At 56.9% G+C, this 20,911-nt stretch carries 18 protein-coding genes and 1 pseudogene; 3 read left to right on the top strand and 16 right to left on the bottom strand.

Annotated elements, in window-relative coordinates; translation table 11 throughout:
• Nucleotides 1-5: 5 nt before the first annotated feature.
• From gmk to ACI7RC_RS00825, 3 genes are read right to left on the bottom strand one after another with little or no spacing between them, the layout of a single operon-like run.
• Nucleotides 6-626 (bottom strand): guanylate kinase, encoded by a 621-nt coding sequence (gene gmk / locus ACI7RC_RS00835; RefSeq protein ID WP_408106321.1) that lies wholly within the window; start codon nt 624-626, stop codon nt 6-8.
• 60 nt (nt 627-686) lie between these two features.
• Nucleotides 687-947, bottom strand: coding sequence for an extracellular matrix/biofilm regulator RemA (remA, locus tag ACI7RC_RS00830; protein WP_408106320.1), 261 nt, complete (start codon nt 945-947; stop codon nt 687-689).
• Between the two features lie 23 nt (nt 948-970).
• Nucleotides 971-1,858, bottom strand: a complete 888-nt coding sequence (locus ACI7RC_RS00825; protein WP_408106319.1) for a YicC/YloC family endoribonuclease — start codon at nt 1,856-1,858, stop codon at nt 971-973.
• Nucleotides 1,859-2,035: 177 nt separating this feature from the next.
• On the opposite strand from ACI7RC_RS00825, the gene ACI7RC_RS00820 reads away from it, so the two are divergent.
• The 3 genes and pseudogenes from ACI7RC_RS00820 to ACI7RC_RS00810 all read left to right on the top strand — a co-directional run.
• On the top strand, nt 2,036-3,766 hold the full coding sequence (locus ACI7RC_RS00820) for an Rqc2 family fibronectin-binding protein (protein ID WP_408106318.1): 1,731 nt from the start codon (nt 2,036-2,038) through the stop codon (nt 3,764-3,766).
• A gap of 71 nt (nt 3,767-3,837) precedes the next feature.
• The gene (locus ACI7RC_RS00815; RefSeq protein ID WP_408106317.1) at nt 3,838-4,245 is read left to right on the top strand and encodes a hypothetical protein; all 408 of its coding nucleotides are present in this window, start codon (nt 3,838-3,840) and stop codon (nt 4,243-4,245) included.
• Nucleotides 4,246-4,327: 82 nt separating this feature from the next.
• Nucleotides 4,328-4,501: pseudogene (locus ACI7RC_RS00810) on the top strand (AAA family ATPase); the annotation flags it as partial.
• Nucleotides 4,502-4,617: 116 nt separating this feature from the next.
• Here ACI7RC_RS00810 and ACI7RC_RS00805 read toward each other — a convergent pair.
• From ACI7RC_RS00805 to ACI7RC_RS00745, 13 genes are all read right to left on the bottom strand, one after another.
• Nucleotides 4,618-5,493 (bottom strand): hypothetical protein, encoded by an 876-nt coding sequence (locus ACI7RC_RS00805; RefSeq protein WP_408106316.1) that lies wholly within the window; start codon nt 5,491-5,493, stop codon nt 4,618-4,620.
• A 154-nt stretch (nt 5,494-5,647) separates the two neighbouring features.
• Nucleotides 5,648-5,965, bottom strand: a complete 318-nt coding sequence (locus ACI7RC_RS00800) for a metal-sensitive transcriptional regulator (RefSeq protein WP_408106707.1) — start codon at nt 5,963-5,965, stop codon at nt 5,648-5,650.
• Between the two features lie 114 nt (nt 5,966-6,079).
• Nucleotides 6,080-6,937 carry a nucleotidyltransferase domain-containing protein gene (locus tag ACI7RC_RS00795; protein WP_408106706.1) on the bottom strand — a complete coding sequence of 286 codons (858 nt, stop codon included), beginning with the start codon at nt 6,935-6,937 and terminating at the stop codon, nt 6,080-6,082.
• Between the two features lie 141 nt (nt 6,938-7,078).
• A complete protein-coding gene (locus tag ACI7RC_RS00790; protein WP_408106705.1) occupies nt 7,079-7,816 on the bottom strand; it encodes an AAA family ATPase in 738 nt (245 codons plus the stop codon).
• Nucleotides 7,817-7,923: 107 nt separating this feature from the next.
• A complete protein-coding gene (locus ACI7RC_RS00785) occupies nt 7,924-10,728 on the bottom strand; it encodes a VWA domain-containing protein (protein WP_408106315.1) in 2,805 nt (934 codons plus the stop codon).
• On the bottom strand, nt 10,718-12,580 hold the full coding sequence (locus ACI7RC_RS00780; RefSeq protein WP_408106314.1) for a vWA domain-containing protein: 1,863 nt from the start codon (nt 12,578-12,580) through the stop codon (nt 10,718-10,720). Before ACI7RC_RS00780 ends, ACI7RC_RS00785 begins: the two co-directional genes overlap by 11 nt.
• Before the next feature lie 16 nt (nt 12,581-12,596).
• Nucleotides 12,597-13,484, bottom strand: a complete 888-nt coding sequence (locus ACI7RC_RS00775) for a DUF58 domain-containing protein (RefSeq protein ID WP_408106313.1) — start codon at nt 13,482-13,484, stop codon at nt 12,597-12,599.
• Nucleotides 13,481-14,464 carry an AAA family ATPase gene (locus ACI7RC_RS00770; protein WP_408106312.1) on the bottom strand — a complete coding sequence of 328 codons (984 nt, stop codon included), beginning with the start codon at nt 14,462-14,464 and terminating at the stop codon, nt 13,481-13,483. Before ACI7RC_RS00770 ends, ACI7RC_RS00775 begins: the two co-directional genes overlap by 4 nt.
• A gap of 25 nt (nt 14,465-14,489) precedes the next feature.
• On the bottom strand, nt 14,490-16,187 hold the full coding sequence (locus ACI7RC_RS00765) for a hypothetical protein (protein WP_408106311.1): 1,698 nt from the start codon (nt 16,185-16,187) through the stop codon (nt 14,490-14,492).
• A 14-nt stretch (nt 16,188-16,201) separates the two neighbouring features.
• Nucleotides 16,202-17,089, bottom strand: a complete 888-nt coding sequence (locus ACI7RC_RS00760; RefSeq protein ID WP_408106310.1) for an ABC transporter permease — start codon at nt 17,087-17,089, stop codon at nt 16,202-16,204.
• The gene (locus tag ACI7RC_RS00755; protein WP_408106309.1) at nt 17,086-18,012 is read right to left on the bottom strand and encodes an ABC transporter ATP-binding protein; all 927 of its coding nucleotides are present in this window, start codon (nt 18,010-18,012) and stop codon (nt 17,086-17,088) included. Before ACI7RC_RS00755 ends, ACI7RC_RS00760 begins: the two co-directional genes overlap by 4 nt.
• 1 nt (nt 18,013) lies before the next feature.
• Nucleotides 18,014-20,377 (bottom strand): DUF7408 domain-containing protein, encoded by a 2,364-nt coding sequence (locus ACI7RC_RS00750; RefSeq protein WP_408106308.1) that lies wholly within the window; start codon nt 20,375-20,377, stop codon nt 18,014-18,016.
• Nucleotides 20,378-20,493: 116 nt separating this feature from the next.
• Nucleotides 20,494-20,850, bottom strand: coding sequence for a DUF2512 family protein (locus tag ACI7RC_RS00745; RefSeq protein ID WP_408106307.1), 357 nt, complete (start codon nt 20,848-20,850; stop codon nt 20,494-20,496).
• Nucleotides 20,851-20,911 lie beyond the last annotated feature (61 nt).

The raw sequence follows: 20,911 nt of genomic DNA, 5'->3' as shown, positions 1-20,911 counted from the left end.
GACATCTAGTCCTCCTTGAGCCATTTGCGATATTTGTTGATTTGCCGCTCTTTTTTCAGGTGTTCGGCAGTGATGATCGCCTCGATGCTCCGGCATGCGGATTCGATCCGATCATTGACTACGACGTAATCGTAGTTGTCCATCATTTCAATCTCTGTGCGGGCAATGCTCATCCTGCTCTTGATCGAGTCTTCCGTTTCGGTGCCGCGTCCGACGATGCGGTTTTGCAGCTCCTGCAGATCGGGCGGTGCGAGGAAGAGAAAGATCCCTTGGGGAAACTTCTCCTTGACCTGCATGGCACCCTGAACTTCGATCTCCAGAATCACGTCGCGGCCGCCCGCCAGCGTTTCTTCGACGAACTGGCGCGGTGTTCCATAGTAATTGCCGGAGTACTCGGCCCACTCCAACAATTCGTCGTGCTCGATCATGCGGACAAATTCGTCTTTGGTCTTAAAAAAGTAATTCACCCCGTCTACTTCGCCCACTCGGGGTGATCGCGTCGTCGCAGATACGGAGTACACCAGATCCGGCATTCTCTTTCGCAGGGCGGCGCAGACCGTTCCCTTGCCTACCCCTGAAGGCCCGGACAGAACCAGAAGGAGGCCATTGTCAAAATCCATGCTCATTTGTTCAACTCCCTGTAAGGCGGTCCAAAAAGGCTGCTCCTCTTCGGACTGATGATCTCTTTATTCGTCGGATTCGTCGTCTTTGGCGCTCAGCCTCTGCGCTACTGTCTCAGGCTGCACAGCCGACAGGATGACGTGATCGCTGTCCGTAATGATTACCGCGCGTGTGCGCCGTCCATAGGTCGCGTCGACCAGCATGCTGCGGTCGCGCGCCTCCTGGATAATCCGTTTGATGGGAGCTGACTCCGGACTGACGATAGAAATAATTCGATTCGCGTTTACAATGTTCCCAAAACCGATATTGATCAACTTAATGGCCATGCTGACAGCCTCCCCTTCTTTCCTCACTCGATGTTTTGAACCTGCTCTCTCATTTTTTCCAGCTCGGTCTTGATCTCAACAGTGAGGCGTTGAATAGGTAAGTAATTCGCTTTTGAACCGATCGTATTGGCTTCCCGATTCATTTCCTGCAACAAGAAGTCAAGCTTGCGTCCTACCGCCCCCGTACCCCCGAGCAGCTCGGAAAACTGCGCGCAGTGGCTGCCGAGTCTTGTCGTCTCTTCGGAGATGTCGACGCGTTCGGCAAAGAGGGCTGCCTCCTGGATGACGCGCTGCTGATCAAACGGAAAGGCTGCCTCGCGCGACAATTCGGAAATGCGCTGCTCCAACCGTTTCACATATTCGTCTTTGACGGATGGAGCCAGCTGCCCAATCTCCCTGTTCCAATCGGCAATGCGCATCAAGCGCTCCAACAAGTCACGCTGCAGCTTCTCGCCCTCGGTCTGTCTCATGACCACCAGATCGACGGTCGCCCGGGTCACCAGCGGCAGCAGACTCTCCGCCAGTTCCTCCGCTGTCAGCTCCACTTCCTGCTCCTGCCGGATGATGCCGGGCAGCCTGAGCAAGTCCGTTACTTCCAAGGGCTGTTTGAGTGAAAACTGCAGCTGCAATTGACGGGCCATCTGGACGTACTGTTCGGCCAACTCCCAATCAAGCGACAGTCCGCCGGATTGCCCCGCCCGTTTTTCTATGGTAATGACGGCCTCCACGCGGCCGCGGTAGACCTGCTCGGCGATTTGCTGCTTGATTCGATCCTCCAGCACCGCCCAGGTCCGGGGCATGCGAACAATCACTTCGCCATAGCGGTGATTGACGGACCTCAGCTCTACAGCTAGGTGCATGTCCCCCCGCTGTTCCTCTTGCCGGCCGTATCCTGTCATACTTCTGATCATGGATTTCACATCCAGAGCCTTGGTAAAAGCCTCTTAAAATCATTATATTATTATAGAAGACAAAGCTTGCCAGTGTCAACTCGGCCAGCCCGCGGCGCAGAAGTGCTTAGCGAGACTCCCTCCGGTGTGTTACACTAACAGGAAAACGCGCAGCGTGTCCGATAGAGGTGAACCCATATGGCGTTTGACGGAATCGTCACTCGCGCCGTCGTCCACGAACTGCAAATGCTCGTCGGCGGCCGCATAACCCGCATACATCAACCCCATACAAGCGACATCGTCCTTACGGTTCGCGCTCAGGAAGGCAGCGTCAAACTGCTCCTGTCCGCCAACCCCACCTACCCGAGGCTGCACCTTACCAGCGAGGAGTTCGTCAATCCGCAGATCGCTCCCATGTTTTGCATGCTGCTGCGAAAGCACTGCGAGGGAGGGAGGATCGAAGCGATCAGCCAGGTAGACACCGAACGGATCGTCCACATAGACGTAAAGACCCGTGACGAATTGGGAGACACGGCCCACAGGCGCCTGATCGTCGAGATCATGGGACGCCACAGCAACATCATCCTCGTCGATCCAGGCAGCGGCACCATCCTGGACGGCATTCACCACGTCACGCATGCCATCAGCCAGTATCGCCAGGTTCTCCCCGGCCGAACCTACACAGTCCCGCCGGAACAGCATAAAAAGAATCCGCTGGCGGCGACGGAACAAGACTTTTTGCAGGCGCTGCAGTGGAACGCGGGCAAGCTGGACAGACAGATCGTCGACGCCTTCAGCGGAATCAGCCCTCTCTTGGGCAGGGAAATCGTCCACCGGGCCGGGCTGCCTACACGCGAGGCGCTGTGGCAAGCCTTTTCCACTCTATTCCGGCAGATCAGGCTTCACGACTATGCGCCCACGATCGTGCTGACGAGCGACCGGGCTGCCTTTTCCGTGGTGGAACTGACTCATTTGAACGGAGAATCGACCGGCTTTGAATCGGTCAGCGGCTGCCTGCAGGAGTTTTACCAGGAAAAAGCCCTGCGGGACACGGTGAAGCAAAAGGTGCACGACCTGATCCGGATCGTCACGACGGAAAAACAAAAAAACGAAAAGAAGCTGGAAAAACTGCAGCAAACGCTGGACGATGCACAGGAAGCGGAACGCTTCCGCCTGTACGGCGAGCTGATTACCGCCAACATGCACCAAATGAGGCGCGGCGATACCGAACTGGTCGCCGTAAACTGGTACGACGAAGCGGGGGGAACCGTCTCCATTCCGCTCGACCCGCTGAAAACACCTTCAGAAAATCTGCAAGCGTACTACAAGCGGTACAACAAAGCAAAGAACAGCGTCCAGATCGTCCAAGAACAACAGCGGCTGGCCCAGGAAGAGATCACCTATCTGGACGGCCTGCTGGTCCAGCTGGAACACGCCTCGGTCGCGGAAGCCGAGGAGATTCGCGAGGAACTGACGGAACAGGGCTACGTTCGCTATCGGGGCAAAAAAGGCCCGCGCAAGAAACAAGCGGACCGGCCTGAGCTGGAAACCTACTTCTCGAGCGAAGGCATCCCGATCCTGGTCGGCAAAAACAACAAACAAAATGACTATCTCACCAACAAGCTGGCCCATGCCCACGATACATGGCTGCATACAAAGGACATCCCCGGATCGCACGTCGTCATCCGCGCCCGCGAATACTCGGAGCAGACGCTCCGGGAGGCGGCCAACCTGGCCGCTTTTTTCAGCAAGGCCAAGCACGGCAGCCAGGTACCGGTGGACTATACATTGGTCAAGCACGTAAAAAAACCGTCCGGGGCCAAACCGGGATTTTGTATCTACGAGCAGCAGCGCACGCTTTACGTCACACCGGATGAATCCCTGGTCAAAAAACTGCGAATCCGGCCTGGCGCAAATGTGAGCGAATAGGAGGACCGAGGAAGTCCATACTAAGATTGGAGATATGGGAAGCCATAAGACCGACTAAAGGAGATTGGTCAATGAACGTGATTGGAATCGTGCAAACGGACCTCAATGAATTCAACATATTATTTGAAGAAGAGCGAAAGCACGGCCGCGGTCAGGACGGTGAAGATCAGCAGGATGACCAGGACAACGGACAGGACAGCGGGCAGGACGGCGGACAGAACGATGGCGGCGATTCTTCCGGGATTGAAGATCTCTTCGGACTCGGCGGCAGCGGTCAAAACCAGAACGGGGGGCAGGGACCGCAGGAGATGATGGTCCGGATCAAAGGAGTTCCGGAAGGGCAAAAAGCCACCTTTTTGCAGATGTATCAGATCATCCAGGACGCAAAAAAGATCAGGGATCTGGAAAAGCAGCTGACGATCGTCAGCCGGGGCGATGACAACAGCGACCAGCAGCAAGGACAGGATAAAAAACACTGAGCTTGCCCGAATGACAGGAGCCGGATTTCCTGGGAAGGAGAACCGGCTTCCTTTTTGCTTGCACTGAAATGATGGGAGGAATATTGCGACCCACTCCCCGATCCTATTGGCCTATCCCGGTGCCCAAATCCTGAATTTTGACGCAGCCCCCATCCAGGAGATATCGTACGAGAATACGCTTCACTACCAGCTTACCAGGCGCTTTTTGGAAAACCGGGATGCCATGCTTGACGAGTTGTTTCACGACCCTACGTAAAGACCACGAGCAGAAACCGGGCCTCCTGGTCTTGAGCGCACTTTCCCGTCCAGTTCTGCCGGGGTCGCCATTTCATACGTGCAGGAGTAGTCGGGCATGAGCAGTTTGCGCATTATTTATTTCACATCGACGACAAAGGGGACGGTGATGACTTCTCCGCGATGTTGAAACTGCCCCCAAATCTTGTAGGTGCCGCTTCGCGGAAATGCTGTCATGAACTGTGCCAGCGGTCCGGTTGTTTGCTCGTTTTGCGGGTGAACATGCAGGTACTGCTCCGCATCGGCCGATAAGATTACCACGTGGCCGACAGCACCCAAATAAGGTTCCAGGTCGTCTATGCCCCGCTTGGTCCTGGCGTCGCGAAACGAATACGTCAGCGTAACGTCGTCACTCGCTTTTGTACTGCTGAGGGACAGCTCAATTTCCTTGCCGTCCGCCTCTTTTACCAGCTTCGGGTCGGCTGTGATCGGAGTATGCTCCCCTTCTTTGCCTTCTACCTGTATCCATTGGCTCTGTGTCGTGCCGGCGCCGCCAGCCGGAGTAAAGTCCGCAAATACTTTGTACTTCCCGCCTGCCGGAAAGGAAGTCACGACCGTAAATTTGCCGTTTCCCCGGTATTCGGGATGGATGTGGCGGAAGAACGACTGATCGTGATTGACGATGATGAGATGAAGCAATTTCTCGTGATTGACCTCAAAATCCCGTACCGGCTTACCGGCTTTATCGGTGATTTGGATGGTCATCTCTGCTGTTTGATTTGCTGTTGCCCCTCCGTTGGCGAACGTAAACGAGGCTTTGAAGTTGTCTCCCGCGCTCTGCCGCCCGCCGCCGCGGCCGCTGTGCCCGCCGTGGCTGCCGGTCTGCCCGGCAGCGCTTGCCTGACTATGTAGCGCCTCCTGTCCGGGCACCTGGACCGCCTGGCTCTCTTTGTCGCATGCGGACAACAAACCGAAAGCCAGTATACTTGTGATGAGGATCGTTCTCTGCTGCATGGCTGGATCGCTCCATTCTTTTTCCGGATGGACTGTAGGTTGATCGTTGACCCGCAAGTGGCGTAATCAGCCCCTTTTTACTATAGCCCTGTACCCTATTTTATATCCAATAGAAAAAAGCAGCATACCTGCTGCTTCCCGCTCTATGTGTTCGTTATTTGATCAATTTATTCATCGTAGTCATCAGTTCTGTCAGCACGTCCGTATCGCCTTCCTGGATTCGCTCGATGACGCAGCTTTTCAGATGATGCTCCAGCAAGAGCTTCCCAACGCCGTTTAAAGCTGATTGAACGGAGGCGATTTGATTTAAAACGTCATCACAATAGGTATCCTTTTCAATGAGTCCCTTGATGCCGCGCACCTGGCCTTCAATTCGATTCAAGCGGTTGATCAAACTGTTTTTTACTTTATCCGAATGATGGCTCTTTCGGACGGGCTCTTCGTGTGAGCAGCAGCCCTCGTCTTGATCCATCGCTTGATCCGGCATCTCCATTTCTACGCTCATGCGGCTCGCCTCCTTTTCTTTTATTATACTATACTCCCACCCCCTATTTCAATTCTGCTGCTTCTACCCTTGGCGTTTGGCTTACCTGCCCTTGAGAAGTCCCGCATCTGATGCAATTTCTTTCGTTTCTGAGACAAGTTCGCGAAGTATCTGTACTCCCTCCCTTGTCTTGTCATCGTCGGAAGAGATCAATGTCACGATCTTATCGATTCTTTTCTTGTAGTCTTGCGGTTTGACAGGAAATCCATCTGCCGTCGCTACTGCTTTTTTCTCATTGATACAGTATTCTTCATTCTTGGCAAACAGGACTTGATTCAAACAGGAGATGGTTCGAAAACAGCACCCTGACACATAGGAAATGTCATCCTTATCCGTGTTCGCTTCGGCGAACATGAGAGAGAAAGAGGCTTCGAACAGAAAATATCGGATGATCTCATCCTGCAGCGGTTTGGGGTACGGTACCGTTTTCGCTTTTAATTGGGCAATTTGATTGGTCGGATCGGTTATGATTCTGCAAATGGCTGCTTCGCCCATGTACATCGCGTTCAGATAAGCGTGGGGATGGCCAGCGTGATAATGAGCTGATACAGCACCCGCCAAACAATCGTCAATCACCCGGCGGACCCTGTGTATATCGCGAAAGATAAAGTCGACATGATATCCCTGCATCACCAGCCATCCGCCGCCATTGACCCACGGTCCCCATCCTCCTAAAGAGGATATCAAGCCCTCTCTGTGCTCATCATCCAATTGAGCAGCGATGGGCTCCAATTTCCTCACGTCGAAACCGGCTGTTTCATCATAATAGATGCCGATATCAATGTCAGATGTTGGCCGATGTGTCCCTCTTGCCCTGGATCCGCCCAAAACGATCCCGACAATGCCCGGCACACCTTCCAGATTTTTTGCTACCTCGTTTATGATTTCTTGTACTGTCATGAATTCGCTGTTTCCTTCGTTATTCATCGTATCTCCCTCCGTCGCTGTTGCAGCAAAAACTAGCACTTCTGCTCTGCTTTGCAATTCTCCATCCATTCATCACCGCCCATCGCTTTGCTTACAGCCTCCATCATGTTTTCACTACTCGTCGTCGCGAAACAAATCCACTAAAAACTTCTCCGTCCTGTTCAGAAATCCTTTGGTTATTTGGTAATGCTCGGTGTCCTCATACCTGACGCTTTCGATGATGTCGGAATCAAAACTGAAAATCTTTGCGCCCGGATACCCCAGAAGAATCGGCGAATGGGTCGCGACGATAAATTGGGCTTTTCCGCCACTGGCCAATTGATGCATCAGTCGTAAAAAGACAAGCTGACGCGCGGGTGACAACGCCGCCTCAGGTTCGTCCAACAGGTAGATGCCTCTGCCGCTAAATCGATTTAAAAAAAGCGACAGAAAGGACTCTCCATGGGACTGTTCGTGCAGCGACCTTCCGCCGTACCCCCGGTAGTTGAAAGAAGGGTCTTCCTTGGCCAACTGATCGAGATAGGAGGCAAAATGATAAAAGCTTTCCGCCCGCAAAAAGAAGCCCTGCGTCACTTTTGGCAGCCAAGAGAGGCGTATATACTCTCCCAATGCAGCTTGCGATGAATCCACCTCGTAATAGTTATTTTTTCCACCGCCTGCCGTATGAAATCCACACTGGTACGCAATTGCCTCCAGCAGGGTAGACTTTCCTGAGCCGTTTTCCCCTACAAAAAATGTTACTCCGTTGGCGAAATCCAGCGTATCCATTTCCCTTATGGCCGAAATGGAGAACGGATACGCTTTGTCATTTGTGATTTTTTCTTTTAGAAGAGTTACGCTGCGCAAAAACAAATGAGCCACCCCTCCCTGTGAAACAAACCTGTTTGATTTTCATCTACACTCTCCATCCTATCTGACAGAAAGCGAAGGGGCAACTGCCTGCACAGCTGCCCCATGCGTTATTTTTGCTTTCGCTTCTTCGCTTCCAACAGGCGGTTGAAAGCTTCCGTGTTTCGTTCGGCAGGCGTCGTCTGTCTCGTTTTCTGCCCTGCGGCACGCTCAGCCTTTTGTGCTTGCGGCCGGTTGGGGTCAATCCCGGTATCCCTCGGGGCGGCAGATGGCGATTTGCTGCTTCCCGCAGGCGGCGGAGATGATGCAGAGACCGGAGCAGGCACAGTGCCTCTCGCTTTGTCTAACCGCACGATGCGAACCGCTCTTTGCCACCACTGCTCGGGAAGCTGCAGGCGCCGGGCGGCGACATCCAGCGGCCAGAGGATGGCCGCCAAGACCAGCAGCAGCTCGGAAATCGGTTGACGCTCCCACTTTTTCGGAAGTTTTCCGCTGAAGACGGATGCCGGATCGTCGATCAACGCCCCGTCTGCGGCCCGGACGAGCTCTTGCAGCCGCTCTTCTCCGTCCTGCCTGAGACCGTATTCGGGGGAATACGGGATGGCAAGTCCGGCGGTCTGGCTGGAGGCGATCTTCCCGCCTTGCAGCTTCATCACTTGCAGCAGGTACGTGCCCGGATCGGCGGCAGCAAATTCTCCCTGCAGCTTGCCGGGTGCGATCGGCTTTAACGGAACCTTCTCCCGCTCCAGCTTGTGATTTACGACGACCGCTTCCATCTCCTGGGGCATCTCGGCCCCTTCCGGGAGGGTGACGGTGACAATGCCGCGAGAACCATCCTGCTTCGTCTCGGTTCTCCATTCCCCGCTCGCGATCTGCGGAAATGTCCAGCCTACGATGTCGCTCCACAGCGGGCTGCTGCCTGCCCAGGTAATCCAGTCAGGTGCCCACTTCCCTTCCAGATCGCTCGTCCATGCCACCGTGCGGCCCAGCCCGTACTGCCACCTGGCCAGGATCGGATCAGAGTCGGCGCTGACCAACACCTGCTCGGCCGTCTGCTTGACCGTCGTTGCCACGTAGGCGTGGATCGGCGGTACTCCCGACCGCAGCACCGGCCAGTCCCGGCCCCCGGCAAGCGCGGGAATCTGCGGTTTTTCCACGATGAACGTCTTGCTGGCCAGCGCAGTCTCTTTGCTGAAAATCTGCGGAATCGCGGAGGGGTCGTTGGCGAAGTAAAACCGCCCCTTGCCCATCGTGGCAATGTCTTCGAGCAGATAAGTGTCGGCGTCGTCGCCAACCGCCACAGTCGACACCGTGATCCCTTCTTTTGCCATTTGTCCCAGCAGGCCTTCGTAGTCGTCATCGCGCCCGGACTGGCCGTCTGTCAGCAGGATCACGTGTTTTCGCTGCGTCGGCAGAGCTTTCACCTGCTCATAAGCGGTCTCGAGCGCCGGGAAGATGTCGGTCCCTCCGTCCGCGTAGATTCTGCCGATTTGCTCCTGAATCTTTGGCAGATCGGTTACCGCTTGGGGTTCGAGGACCACCCACGGTTCGCCGTCAAAGGCGACGACGCCGATCTGATCCTTCTCATTCAACATCTCTGTCGAGCGGATGGCAGCTTCCTTGGCCAATTCCATTTTGTTGTACCCGCCCATTCCGGCATCCATGCTGCCTGATTTGTCGATCACGAGGACAAGGCCCAGCGAAGGCAGTTTTTCTTTGCCCCGCAGGTCCATGTAGACAGGCAGCGCCTCCTCGATCGGTGTCTTGAACCAGCCGCCGAGACCGAAACTGTCCGCCCCTCCCGTCATGACCAGGCCGATGCCCAAATCTGACACTGCCGTGCGAAGCCGAACCATGTCCGGTTCCTTTACCTGGGTCGCGGCTACATCAGCCAGGACGATCGACGCGTACGCTTTATATCCGTCCAATTCCTGCGGCAGCAGCGCCGGCTCCTTGACATCGACACGCATGCCGCCTGCTTCCAGCGCACTGGCCAGGTTTTTGGCCGCGCCGGGATGGCCTTCGATCAGCAGCACCCGGGCAGCCCCGGCAACCTGGGTGAAGGCGTACGCCTGGTTGTTGGCCAAAACCGTATCGCTCTCCGGGAGGATCTCCGCCCGGTAGCGCTGAAAGCCTTCGCTCCCCGCCCGCTGGGAAAACAGGAAGTGGTTTTGCCCTTTTTCAATCGCCACCTGCTGGACGCCGATCTGCTGATTTCCTGCATACAGGCGGAGCAGCGCCCGGGTGGCCACGGTACTCTCGACGTCCACTTTGATCTGGAATTCTTCCCCGAGGTAGAGCTGGTCGGGAATGCGAACGGATGACAGCACGACCTCGTCGCCGGGCGGCTGCTGCAAGGAGACGGCTTCAAAGGCAATCCCTCGCGATTTGGCCAGCGCAAGCTCCGCCTCAGCGTCGCCATGGGTGGCGAGCCCGTCGGAGAGCAGGACGATTTTGCCCCGGGCCCCGCTCGGGATCATCCCCGCCGCCAGCCGGATTCCTTCCGCCAGGTTGGTCGCATGTGCCCCTACCTCCACGCCGAGCGACGTCAATTCGCTTCTCGTCGTCAGCGGCTGTTCGACTCCTGCCGTCTGCCCCACGGCGACAATGCCGTACGGGTCAACTTCTTGTTTGTGTGCCACTGCTTCGCGCAAAAAAGGAACCAGCCTGCTGTCGTCCTTCATCGAGGCGGAGCGGTCGACGACAAAGACAACGGTCTCAGCCTTGACCGAATAGAGCAGCTGGGTGCCCGCCAATGCGAGGATCAGGCAGGCAAAAACAAGCGTGCGAATCGAAGCGATGAACAGCCGCCGCTGCTTTTGCATGTTTTTCTGCCCGCGCCACCACCAGATCACCGCAAACAGGGCCAAAAACAGCAGCAGCAGGTACATCGGCCGCAAAAAACTAATACCCACGTTGGTACACCCTCCATTCCGCAAAGACAATGATGAGGGCGAGGAGGACAAGCCAGAACGTCAGATCCTGGTAGCTGCCGGCCGCTTGCGGCGCCTGCTCGCTTTGTTCTGCCTGTGCTTGACCCGCAGCGACGTGCATCCTCCGCGGGGCGATCTGAGATTCGGCTTCCCTCATCTGTACCGAAAAGTACCGCGTCAGCTTCCCTTCGCCCTGCTGCTCCTCCAGCCGGTATAGCCCTACCTGCTCCGGTACGGCGTAGACAAATGAGGTCCCCTGTGCAGACAGCACCTCAGACGTGCCATCCGGCAGCGTCAGCACCCTTTTCACAGCGCCGGGTGTGAGGGGGATTTCCAACGGCTCGCCGGGATGGCCGCCGCCGATCGGCAGCGACTGCACTGGCGACAGCCACGTCAGTGCATTTTGCATGAAAATGGGGAAAGCGGGACGCAGCACAAGATCGGATTGGTGCAGGTCAAAAGCGATGATGACCACCCTTCTGCCGTCGATCGTTCCGGCCAGCACGGCGTTGTCTTCACCCGTGCGGATCAGTCCGCGCATCCCTGCCAGCTGTCCCAATCGAGCAATGCTGTCCACGTGAACCTGACTCCAGTCGACGTGCTGCAGCAGGGGGCTTGCTTGATCCAGAACGTCCCAGCCGCTGGCGACCTGCTGCTTTCCTTTATATGGAAGCCAATGTACTGCCCGGTCGGGATTGATCAGCAGCACGTTGCCTTCGGGCAGCTTATCCGGGACTACGCCGTCAAACACCCAGACGTCGGCAGGATTGGCCGCAGCCGCCTCAGCAGTGTTCAACTGTTCCACGTCAAACCTGCCGCCGATCTTCAGCACCTCGTACAAAAAACGGTTCCCCCCGGGGGATACGAGCGCGGACCTGCCTTTTTCCGCGAGGTAGGGGACGCTCCACAGCTCGTTGTCTTCCTGCAAACCGTCCTGTTCGACGTCGATCACAGCGCGGTAGGCCGGGCTTGCAGGCAGGCTGTGAAAGACGGCGGAATGGCTGCCGTGCGGGGCTAATTCAAATGGAGCAGCATCGAGGAGCTGCTGGTTCACATCGTAAATCGTCACTTTGCCTTTCTTCTCTTTCGCACCGTAATTGTCGATGCGCAGCAGACCGTCTGCCCCCTGTGCTGTTTTCTGGGTGGCAAACGTCCCGATGGCGACGTTTTCTGCTGCAGTACCCGCCTGAACGAAGCGAAAAGATTGGAGGTTGATGGCGTCTGATTCGGCGGCTGGTATCTCCTCCCCTCCGCCGTCGCCGATCCAGATGATGCCGCTGTCCGGTTCTGCGGAAGCGATCGCCTTTGCCAAGGACAAGGCAGCCCGGCTGTCAGCTGTTCCCGGGCGGACGGTGACCGCATCGAGCGCATCCTGCAGGGCAGTCTGGTCGGAGCTGTCAGACAGGAGCACTTTTGGCACTTTGCCCGCTTCGATCAGGGTAATGGATTGATCGGGACCCAGCTTTTCGATGACTTTTTTCGCTTCCTGCTTGGCTGACTCAAAACGGGTAAACTCCCCTTCGCGGGCCAGCATGCTTCCAGATGAGTCCAGCACGAGCACCGTATGCCGGGCGATGGCCCCGTCTTCAGTCGGCCACGCTGGCTGCAGCAGCGCCAAGACGATCAGCAGCGCAGCCAGAAGCTGCAGGAACAAAAGCAGATTTTGTCTAAGCTTCTGAAACGGCCGGCTGACCTCGAGTTCAGTGAGCATTTGCTGCCACAAAAGAATACTGGCTACCTCTCGGTTTTCATACTTCCGCTTCAGGAGGTACAGCAGCAGAATGGCAGGGATAATCAAAGCAAAGCCAAGGTAGTGCGGCGACAGCCACTGCACGCGCGTTCTCCTCCCTTCAGCGAATCAACCCGGACTGCCGGAACAGGTGAAGCACGACCTGTTCGACCGGCAGCTCCGGTTCCACGTCAAAGTAATGCATGCCGCGGCGGTGGGCGTACGACGCCAGCTTCGTCTGAAACGCCTCTACCGCCCGGCGGTACTCAGCCAGCAGCACAGGAGTAAACGAGATCTCCCTCTGCTCCTGGGTCTCGCTGTCGATCAGGCGAAGTCCGCCTTCGTAGCCGGGGCGGCGCTCCTCTCCGGTCAACAGCTGGACCAGTGCCACCTCTTGCCTGGCTGCTTGAACAAAGCCAATCCCCTGCTCGTATCCGGACGGGAACAGAAAATCGGACAGGACGATGGAAATGCCGGGCTTTCCCTGTACGGCACGGCCCGACCGCAGCGCTTCGTTGATGTTCCCTGCGCCCATCGGCTCCAAAGAAGCCAGGAATGAAAACAGCTGATGCACCCCTCCCTTGCCGTGCAGAGACAAGAGCGACGACTGGATGCGATCCGTAAACGCGTAGACGGAGACGTAGTCCAGGTGATGGAGAGAGAGGTAGCCAAGGGCAGCCGCCAGTTGAACCGCCCGCTGAAACTTGCTCGGCTCCCCGTACGTCATCGACTTGCTGCAGTCGATATAGAGGGAGATATGTACTTCTTGCTCGTCGAGGAATTTTTTGACAAACAGCTTGCCGGAGCGGGCATAGGCGTTCCAGTCGAGCTGCCGCAAGTCATCTCCTGGCGCATAGACGCGGTAATCGGCGAATTCAAGCGAGCTTCCCGTGTTGCGGGAGCGCCGCTTGCCCGCATGCGTCCCCCGCATCGCTCGCTTGGCCGCGAGCCGCAGGCGTTCCAGACGATGCAAAAACGACGGATCCAGTACGGGTGTCTCTGCCATCATGCAGGTCTCTCCAGGGATGCCAAAACCTCGCGGATGATCTGGTCGGGATGGATGCCCAAAGCTTCTCCCTCAAAATTCAAGAAAATGCGATGACGCAGTGCCGGCAGCGCGACGGCGTCAATATCCTCGTAGGCGAGATTGAACCGCCCGGCCATGAAGGCCCGCACCTTGCCGGCGGCGATGATCCCCTGCACCCCGCGCGGACCCGCACCGGCTTTGACGTACTTTTGCACCGGTTCGACAGCCCCTTCCCTGGGATGGGTGGCGAGGAGCAGTCTTACAGCATAGGAAAGCACTTCCTCGGCGACGAGAATCTCCCGGATCCACCGCTGAATGCTCTCGATCTGCGATCCGTCCGCCACTTTTTCTACGGAAGTAGCGTATACGCCTGTCGTGCGCAAAACGATCTCGCGCAATTCTTCCTCGGTCGGGAATGGCACGTCGATCTTCAAGAGGAACCTGTCCAACTGCGCCTCCGGCAGCGGGTATGTCCCCTCCTGCTCCAATGGATTTTGCGTCGCCAGGACGAAAAATGGCCGGGGCAGCGGACGGGTAGCGCCGCCGGCGGACACCGTGCCTTCCTGCATCGCCTCCAGAAGCGCACTCTGGGTTTTTGGCGTCGCGCGGTTAATTTCGTCGGCGAGCACGACATGGGCAAACACAGGGCCCTGTTGAAACTGAAAATGCTGCCTGCCCGCCTCATCCACCTGCAAAATGCTCGTCCCGGTAATATCGGTCGGCATCAAGTCGGGGGTAAACTGGATTCGTTGAAAGGAGAGCTCAAACGCTTCGGCCAGCGTCTTGACCAGCAGGGTTTTCCCCAATCCCGGCACCCCTTCCAGGAGGACGTGGCCGCCGGAGAAGACGGCCCACATCATCTGTTCGATCACGTCACGCTGTCCGACCATGACTTTGCCGATCTCCTGCCTGACCTGGCCGATTTGCTCCAGGTAGATCTCCAGCTGCTGTGCATTGACCATGTTTTTTGGCTCCTATCTGTAAGATTTATGGCTCGATTCGTTGAAAGTAGTCTCTTACCATTTCCTTGTAATCCTCGGGAATCTGCTGCCGCTCCAGGCTCTCCCGGGTAAACTGCTCGTACTGGCGGTAGACCTCCTCATACGGCCGGACCACACCGGCGCTGACTTGCGTCGTCCCGCTCGTACGGGTCTCGCTGTCCCCTTCGCCGAGCGGGCCTCCGACTGTCTCCGTCGGACCGCCCTCGCCCGCGATTCGCTCGGCAGGCACGCTGACAAGCTCATGGCTGCCGCTGCCCAGACCGGCACCGCCGCCTTTGCCTGATCCCGAACCTCCTGAACCTCCCGAACCGGAACCTGACCCCTGGCCGCCACTGCCTCCGCCGCCAGGTTGATTGCCGCTGCTGCCGGAACCGCCTCTGCCCGCACCTTGGCCTGCCTGAGTGCCGCTGCCCTGGCCGCTTCCTTGCGTCTGGGAGCCGCCCGCACCTGCAGACTGTCCGGCAGGGGCGGAACTCGCCTGACCGCTGCCTGATCCGGCAGCAGCCGAAGCCGCTGTGGCTGCGCCCGCGAATACCATTTGCGATTGCTGAACGCCGGTCAGGGATTGCGATACCTGGACCAGCATCGAATTCGTCTGCGCGGCAAGCTGCATCGCCTGCATAAAACCGTTCTGCAGTTGATGTACCGTATCGGCTATATTGCCGCTCTGCAGGGCTGTCCCTGCCTGCCGGAGCTGTTCCGCTATCTTGGCGGCTTCTTCGGAATGGGCGGCGCTGGCTGCTTGCGCGAGCTGCTCGGCTACCTCCTGGAGATAAGCGGCAAGCTCCGCCCGCTCTTCCTCGGTAAGTTCTGCCAGCTCCCGCTCCATGCTTCGAAAAGCTGCCTCGATCGCGGCCTGATCCTGCTTCCTCATTGCGTTGGCAGCCTCTTTCGTCTGTTCCTGCTGGGCCAGCTGCCGCTGCAGCTGTTCCAGCGAAGAGAGGACCTGCTGCTCATCTGCCTGCATTTTTTCCAGCATCTTCGCAGCCGACTGCAGAGCATTCGCCTGCTGCTCGGGATTGTCCGCAGTTTTCAGCTCGTTTTTCACTTGTTCAAAAACCTCGTCAAGCTTCGCTTTTTGCGCTTCATTCAACTGGTCGTTGTCCGCTGCGTCCTGCCTCGCTTCATCGATTTGCTCTACTGCCTGAGCTGCCTGCTCCGCCTGTTTCATCCGCTCCCGCACCGTCTCGTCCATCGGGTTGGCGGCGAGTGCGAGCAGCAGCCATACCGGCAGCAGAGCGCCAAGCACATAGATCTGTCTGTTTGGGATGCGCCAGATCCGGATGGCTGCCAGCACCTGCGGCAGCGCCCTTTGCAGCCGTTCCTCGGCATCGGAGCGCTGCAGCTCGGCCAGCGGCGACGGGTGATCCCGCTGGAGATAAGCGGTCAGCACCCGCTCCGACAGTCCCTGCCGGTCGGCAAATGACGCCGCTGCTCTCAGGTCAGGCTGACGGCAGCAGACGAAAATCAAGCCGCCAAGCAGCGCCACCAGCACGAGAGAGGCGGCGATTTCTTTTCCGTACAGCGTCACCGGCAGCACCCTTGTGACGAGCAGCAGCAGGATTCCTGCCGCCAGTCCCGCTATGAGAAAACGGCAGAGAGTGCCGATCAGCCGCTGCCAAAACAGCCTTTTGCGGATCGCCGCAAGCAAGGCGGACAACCTGTCATTCCGCTGTACAAACACTCCGGCCTCACTCCTTATCTCTTGCCAAGCCGCGGCCTGACAGGCTTGATCAGGTAGATGGCGAGGATGATCGCGACCGCCGCCAGCACGGCAAAGAAGGCAACGTAAATCCAGTAGGGATCCATCGGCAGCGGTACGACGTTCCCGGCTGTACTCCGGCTAACTGCCTGCGGAAGCGGCCCTACCTCGAAGACGCGCAGAATTGCCGCCAGAGGATTGAGGCTCATGAGCAGGTCAGGCCACATCGGAAAGGGCTGCGCCGTTGCCGTGACGCCTGCCAGGCTGCGCTGCCGGTCGATCACCATCTGGATGAATTCTGACGCCATGAAGGTTCCAGCCGTATAGGCAAACAAGAGGCCGTACGTAACTACGGTAGAGACCCCCGTTCGCTTGAAGATGGTCGAACTGAGCACGCCGACGCTGCCAATCCCGAGCATCGTAATCAGGTAGAGGCCAAACACTTCAATGAGCTGCACTGGAGATACGCCCCCGAACAGCACGACGATCGCGTACAACGGAAGCGAGGCCAAGACCAGGTAGGTCATAAAGCTGAGCGATGACAGCCATTTGCCGATGATCAGCTTGGTCGCCGTCAGATTGGTCGTGAGCAGCACGCTCAACGTCTGCCGTTCGCGCTCGCCGCTGATCACGCCCGAGGTAAGACCCGGAGTAAACATGCAGATCATCGCCAGCTGCAGGACAGACAAAAACAGGAAGATGTCCCGCGTCCCGTTCGGGTCGAACCGCTGATTCCAGCCCGTCCGCAGGTAAATAAAGGCGAAAGCAATCCCGCCCAGCACCAGCAGGTACAAGGAAATGACCAGCGCGGACCGGTTGGAGCGCATCCTCACTTTCAGTTCGTTGAGCAAAACGGGGTTTCTCATGTGCCTGACGAGGTTCATGACCCTACTCCTTTCGTAATCTCCAAGAATATTTCTTCCAGGTTTCCTTCCGCCTCGCCAAAAGAGGCCAACGGCAGGCCGGCTTCGACCAGCCGGTGCAGCAGCTCTACCTGTTCGTCGTCCGTTCCGGTAAAGCCGGCGACCAGCGTGTTCCCCTCTCTCGTCACACTGGTAAGCTGCGGTATCTGGCGCAAGAGCTGGGCCGCTTCGTCCCAGCGATCGAGCAAACGGAGTTTGAGCAGCTTTTGCCCCTGCATCCGGGCGTTGATCTCCTCCACGCTGCCGGTGGCAATCATCTCTCCCCCTTCGATCACGCCGATGACGTCGCACATCTCCGCCAGCTCCGGCAGAATATGAGAACTGATGAGAATCGTCTTGCCCATCTCTCGCAGCTCCTTCAGGATTTCCCGCAGCTCGATCCGGGCGCGGGGATCCAGACCTGAGGCCGGTTCGTCGAGGATCAGCACTTCCGGATTGTGCACCAGGCTGCGGGCGAGGCCCAGACGCTGTTTCATCCCCCGCGAGAGGGAATCGACGTACGCGTCCCGCTTGTGGCTCAGGCTGACCAATTCCAGCAGCTTGGGGATGATCTCCCGCCGCTCGGCAGCCGGTATATCGTAGTTGGAGGCGTAAAAATCCAGGTACTCGTCGGCAGTCACGTTGTCGTATACCCCGAAGAAGTCCGGCATGTACCCGATCAGCTTGCGCACCTCCCGCGGCTGTTTGACAACGTCAAACCCTCCGACGTACGCCTTGCCGCTGGTCGGTTCCAGCAGGGTGGCAAGGATTAACATCGTCGTCGACTTTCCCGCACCGTTGGGGCCGACGAATCCAAACACCTGCCCTTTGCCGATTTCCAAGGAGAGTCCTTTCAACGCCTGCATTTTTCCGTATTGTTTTCGCAGATTCTCTATCTGGATCATGTTACTTTGCCACCCATCCTTCAACGCTGATTTCCGGCAGCCCGATATGCCTGTCTTCTTCGTACTTGTGCGAGAGCATCAACCGCAGTTTTCCGGCGGACGAGACGTACTGTTTCAGCTTGTCGCCCGACAGCGCATTATTTTCAAACGCATCGGAAAACGGGTCAAAAGCATTCGTTTTCCAGTTGTACACTTTTTTGTCAAAGCTCGTTCGATCTTCTGACCATGTGTACAGGTACACCTTTGTCACATTGATCGGCTGCTGCTCTTTTTGGATGTCAAATTCAAACGTGATCTCTCCCGCCCCCATGTAGTAACCGCTGCCGTTTTCATAGGTGCGGGGCGGGCTTGAAGTCTTCTCGGGAGTAAACGTTCCCGCCGGGTAAAAGACGTAACCGTCCGCCGATGGCTTCACGTCAAGGCTGGAGCTGACCAAAGCCAGATTCGCCTCTTTGGTGCGCTTTCCGATGATTTCCACGTCGGCAATGGGCTGCTCCGTCCAGCCGATCACTTTTACCGGCGTTCGCCAAAAATTGGTTCCCCTGTCTTCGTCAAGCATGCCGAGCATGCTGAATTCCCGGGTGGCGTCAAATTGCTTTTGCTGCTGCAATTCCGACGGAAGCAGCCCCTTTCTCGCCTGGTAGCTGTCCCGGTTTGGCTGGGCCATCACCTCAAAATTCATTTCGACATCGGCGGAGGCTCCGACAGCCAACGTGCCAAGATCCTGAACGTTGCGTCCATTCAGAAGCTTCACATCGCGCAGCGGATAGCTGGTTTTATTGGTCACGGTTCCGACCAGCTTGCCATCGCGGTACATGAGGTCGGATTCGATCCGCCCCGCATCCTTGATCATCTTTTTGGTAAACCCGCTCTTGATCGACCAGTAACTCGCGTCGTCAAAATGAATGCTGCTTTGCTGGGGAGTTACGTTGATCCGGGTGGTCCCCGACGTGAGTCCCCTGTAGTACCAGCGATTCGGCAGAATCATTTCTCCATTCTTGGCCCGCATCTCGTAATCGCCGCCGGACGGAACGAAGATGGCCGTTGCGGTTGCCGCACTTGCCTGTCCTGTGCCGGTCAGCTCTAGATAGCTGACATTATGTACAATGACATCCGTGCCGCGCTGTGCGATCCCGTAGAGAAAAACTCCCAGACACATGGCGATTGCCGCAGCCGGCCCCACGCCCCACAAGTAGCTGCGCCGCTTCTTGCCGCGAAAGAGCAGGAAGAGCACCGGACCGGCAAGCAGGATATAACCTGCGAAAAACAAGCTGAGAAAAGTCAGGTTTGGCGCTGTCAGCCCCGGAATGTTTTCAGAAGCATCGATCAGCTGATAGGAATTCCCAAACGGGTCAAACTTCGAATTGTTCGATGTCTGACCAAACGCTTTTGCCAGCAGTTCTGCCCACAGTTCACTGTTCCCCGGCCAACTGGCCATCGGCTCTTCAGCCAGATCGTAAGCGGCGTAGAGTACCTTGCCCTTGTTTGCTTCCGCCATGGCGAATACGGGAATGTTTCCTTCCTGATAGAGGACTTGACCCGCTTTCACCGTTCCCGTACTCACGGTAAAGGGATGTTCCAGCGAAATCGGTTTGTTGTGCTTGCCTGATACCAGACTGGCCAGTGACTGCACGGCCGCTGTCCCGTCGACGCTGACCGGTGAGAGCTCCCGCAGTTCACTGCTTGTTTTGCCCCAGTAGGCGCCTCCTGCCAACACGAGCCTGCCCCCCTGGTTGGTCCAGTCTCTGATCGCCTGTACCTGCTCTACATTGAGGCTGCCCGTGGAGAAGTTGTTCAAAACCAACACGTCCATCATCTGCAGCGGCAAAACGGCGTTGGGAAGATCCTCCGCCTGCAGCCAGACCGGCCGAACCGGTCGGGAGAAGGAACTTTTCGGCAGCGTTGCCAAAAAGTTGGCCGTATCAGGCTCGGATGCAAGTATGCCGATAAATACGGTATCCGAGTTAAACCGGCTCCCTGCGACAATCCCTTTGGCCACCTCCGTTTTGCCCTGCATCAGCCGAATGGAAGAGGTTCGCTGGACATTGCCCGGAATCATCATGGTCACTTTTTTCGTCGATCCTTTTCCGATGGAGATGGGCTGGTAGTAGACCGCATTGCCGGAATCATCGTTGTCAGCCGTGAAGACCAGCTCCCCCTCGATATCCGCCCCGTTGTTGGTAACGGTGATCTGCACCGGAATCAGCTCCGCATCTTTATACTCGCCCCCGAAACCGGCGCTCACCTGCAGCGATACTGCAGTATCTGCGTGTGCAGGCGGCGGCAAGACCATTTGCCATCCGGCTGCGAGCAGAAGACACATGCAGAAGTACAGAATCAATTGCTTTATTTTTACGACATTCATGGGCGGCACCCTCCGCTATGTAGTGTACTTTTCAAGAGGTATGACGCAGCTTGCCGCCAAAAAGATACAAGAAAAATGAAAAACGCCGGGAATGTCGCCCCGGCGCCTGACTATACCTATGTTCTTTCCTTCTCCACACGGCCGGTCTGGACGAGCCAGATGTGCTGCAGATGCTCCAACACGCCGATAGCCAATGCCGTGATCAGCGCCGCTGCCAATGTGACACGGGCGCCGATGAATACGAACTGGCTGAGGTAGATGAGCAGTGCCCCGATAACAAAATCCATTGCGGTACTGAGCCAAATCGTATCCCGCCTCAGGATCATCACTTCGGTAAAATAACCGACCACAGCGAACAGCAGACCGACCAGCAGATCTTGATACATGGACGGATAGTACATGCCTGGGAGCACGACATCTGCCAAAAACACTGTAATCAGCGCCACGACCAATTTCACGACAAAACCGCTCATGACTGCACCTCCAACATCGTGATACGCTAAGCTTTTGCTAAACAGGGCTGTTCGTATACTT

The organism is Brevibacillus sp. B_LB10_24, assembly GCF_046036945.1.
GTDB lineage: Bacteria > Bacillota > Bacilli > Brevibacillales > Brevibacillaceae > Brevibacillus_C.
This window is presented reverse-complemented; position numbering and strand designations above follow the sequence as displayed.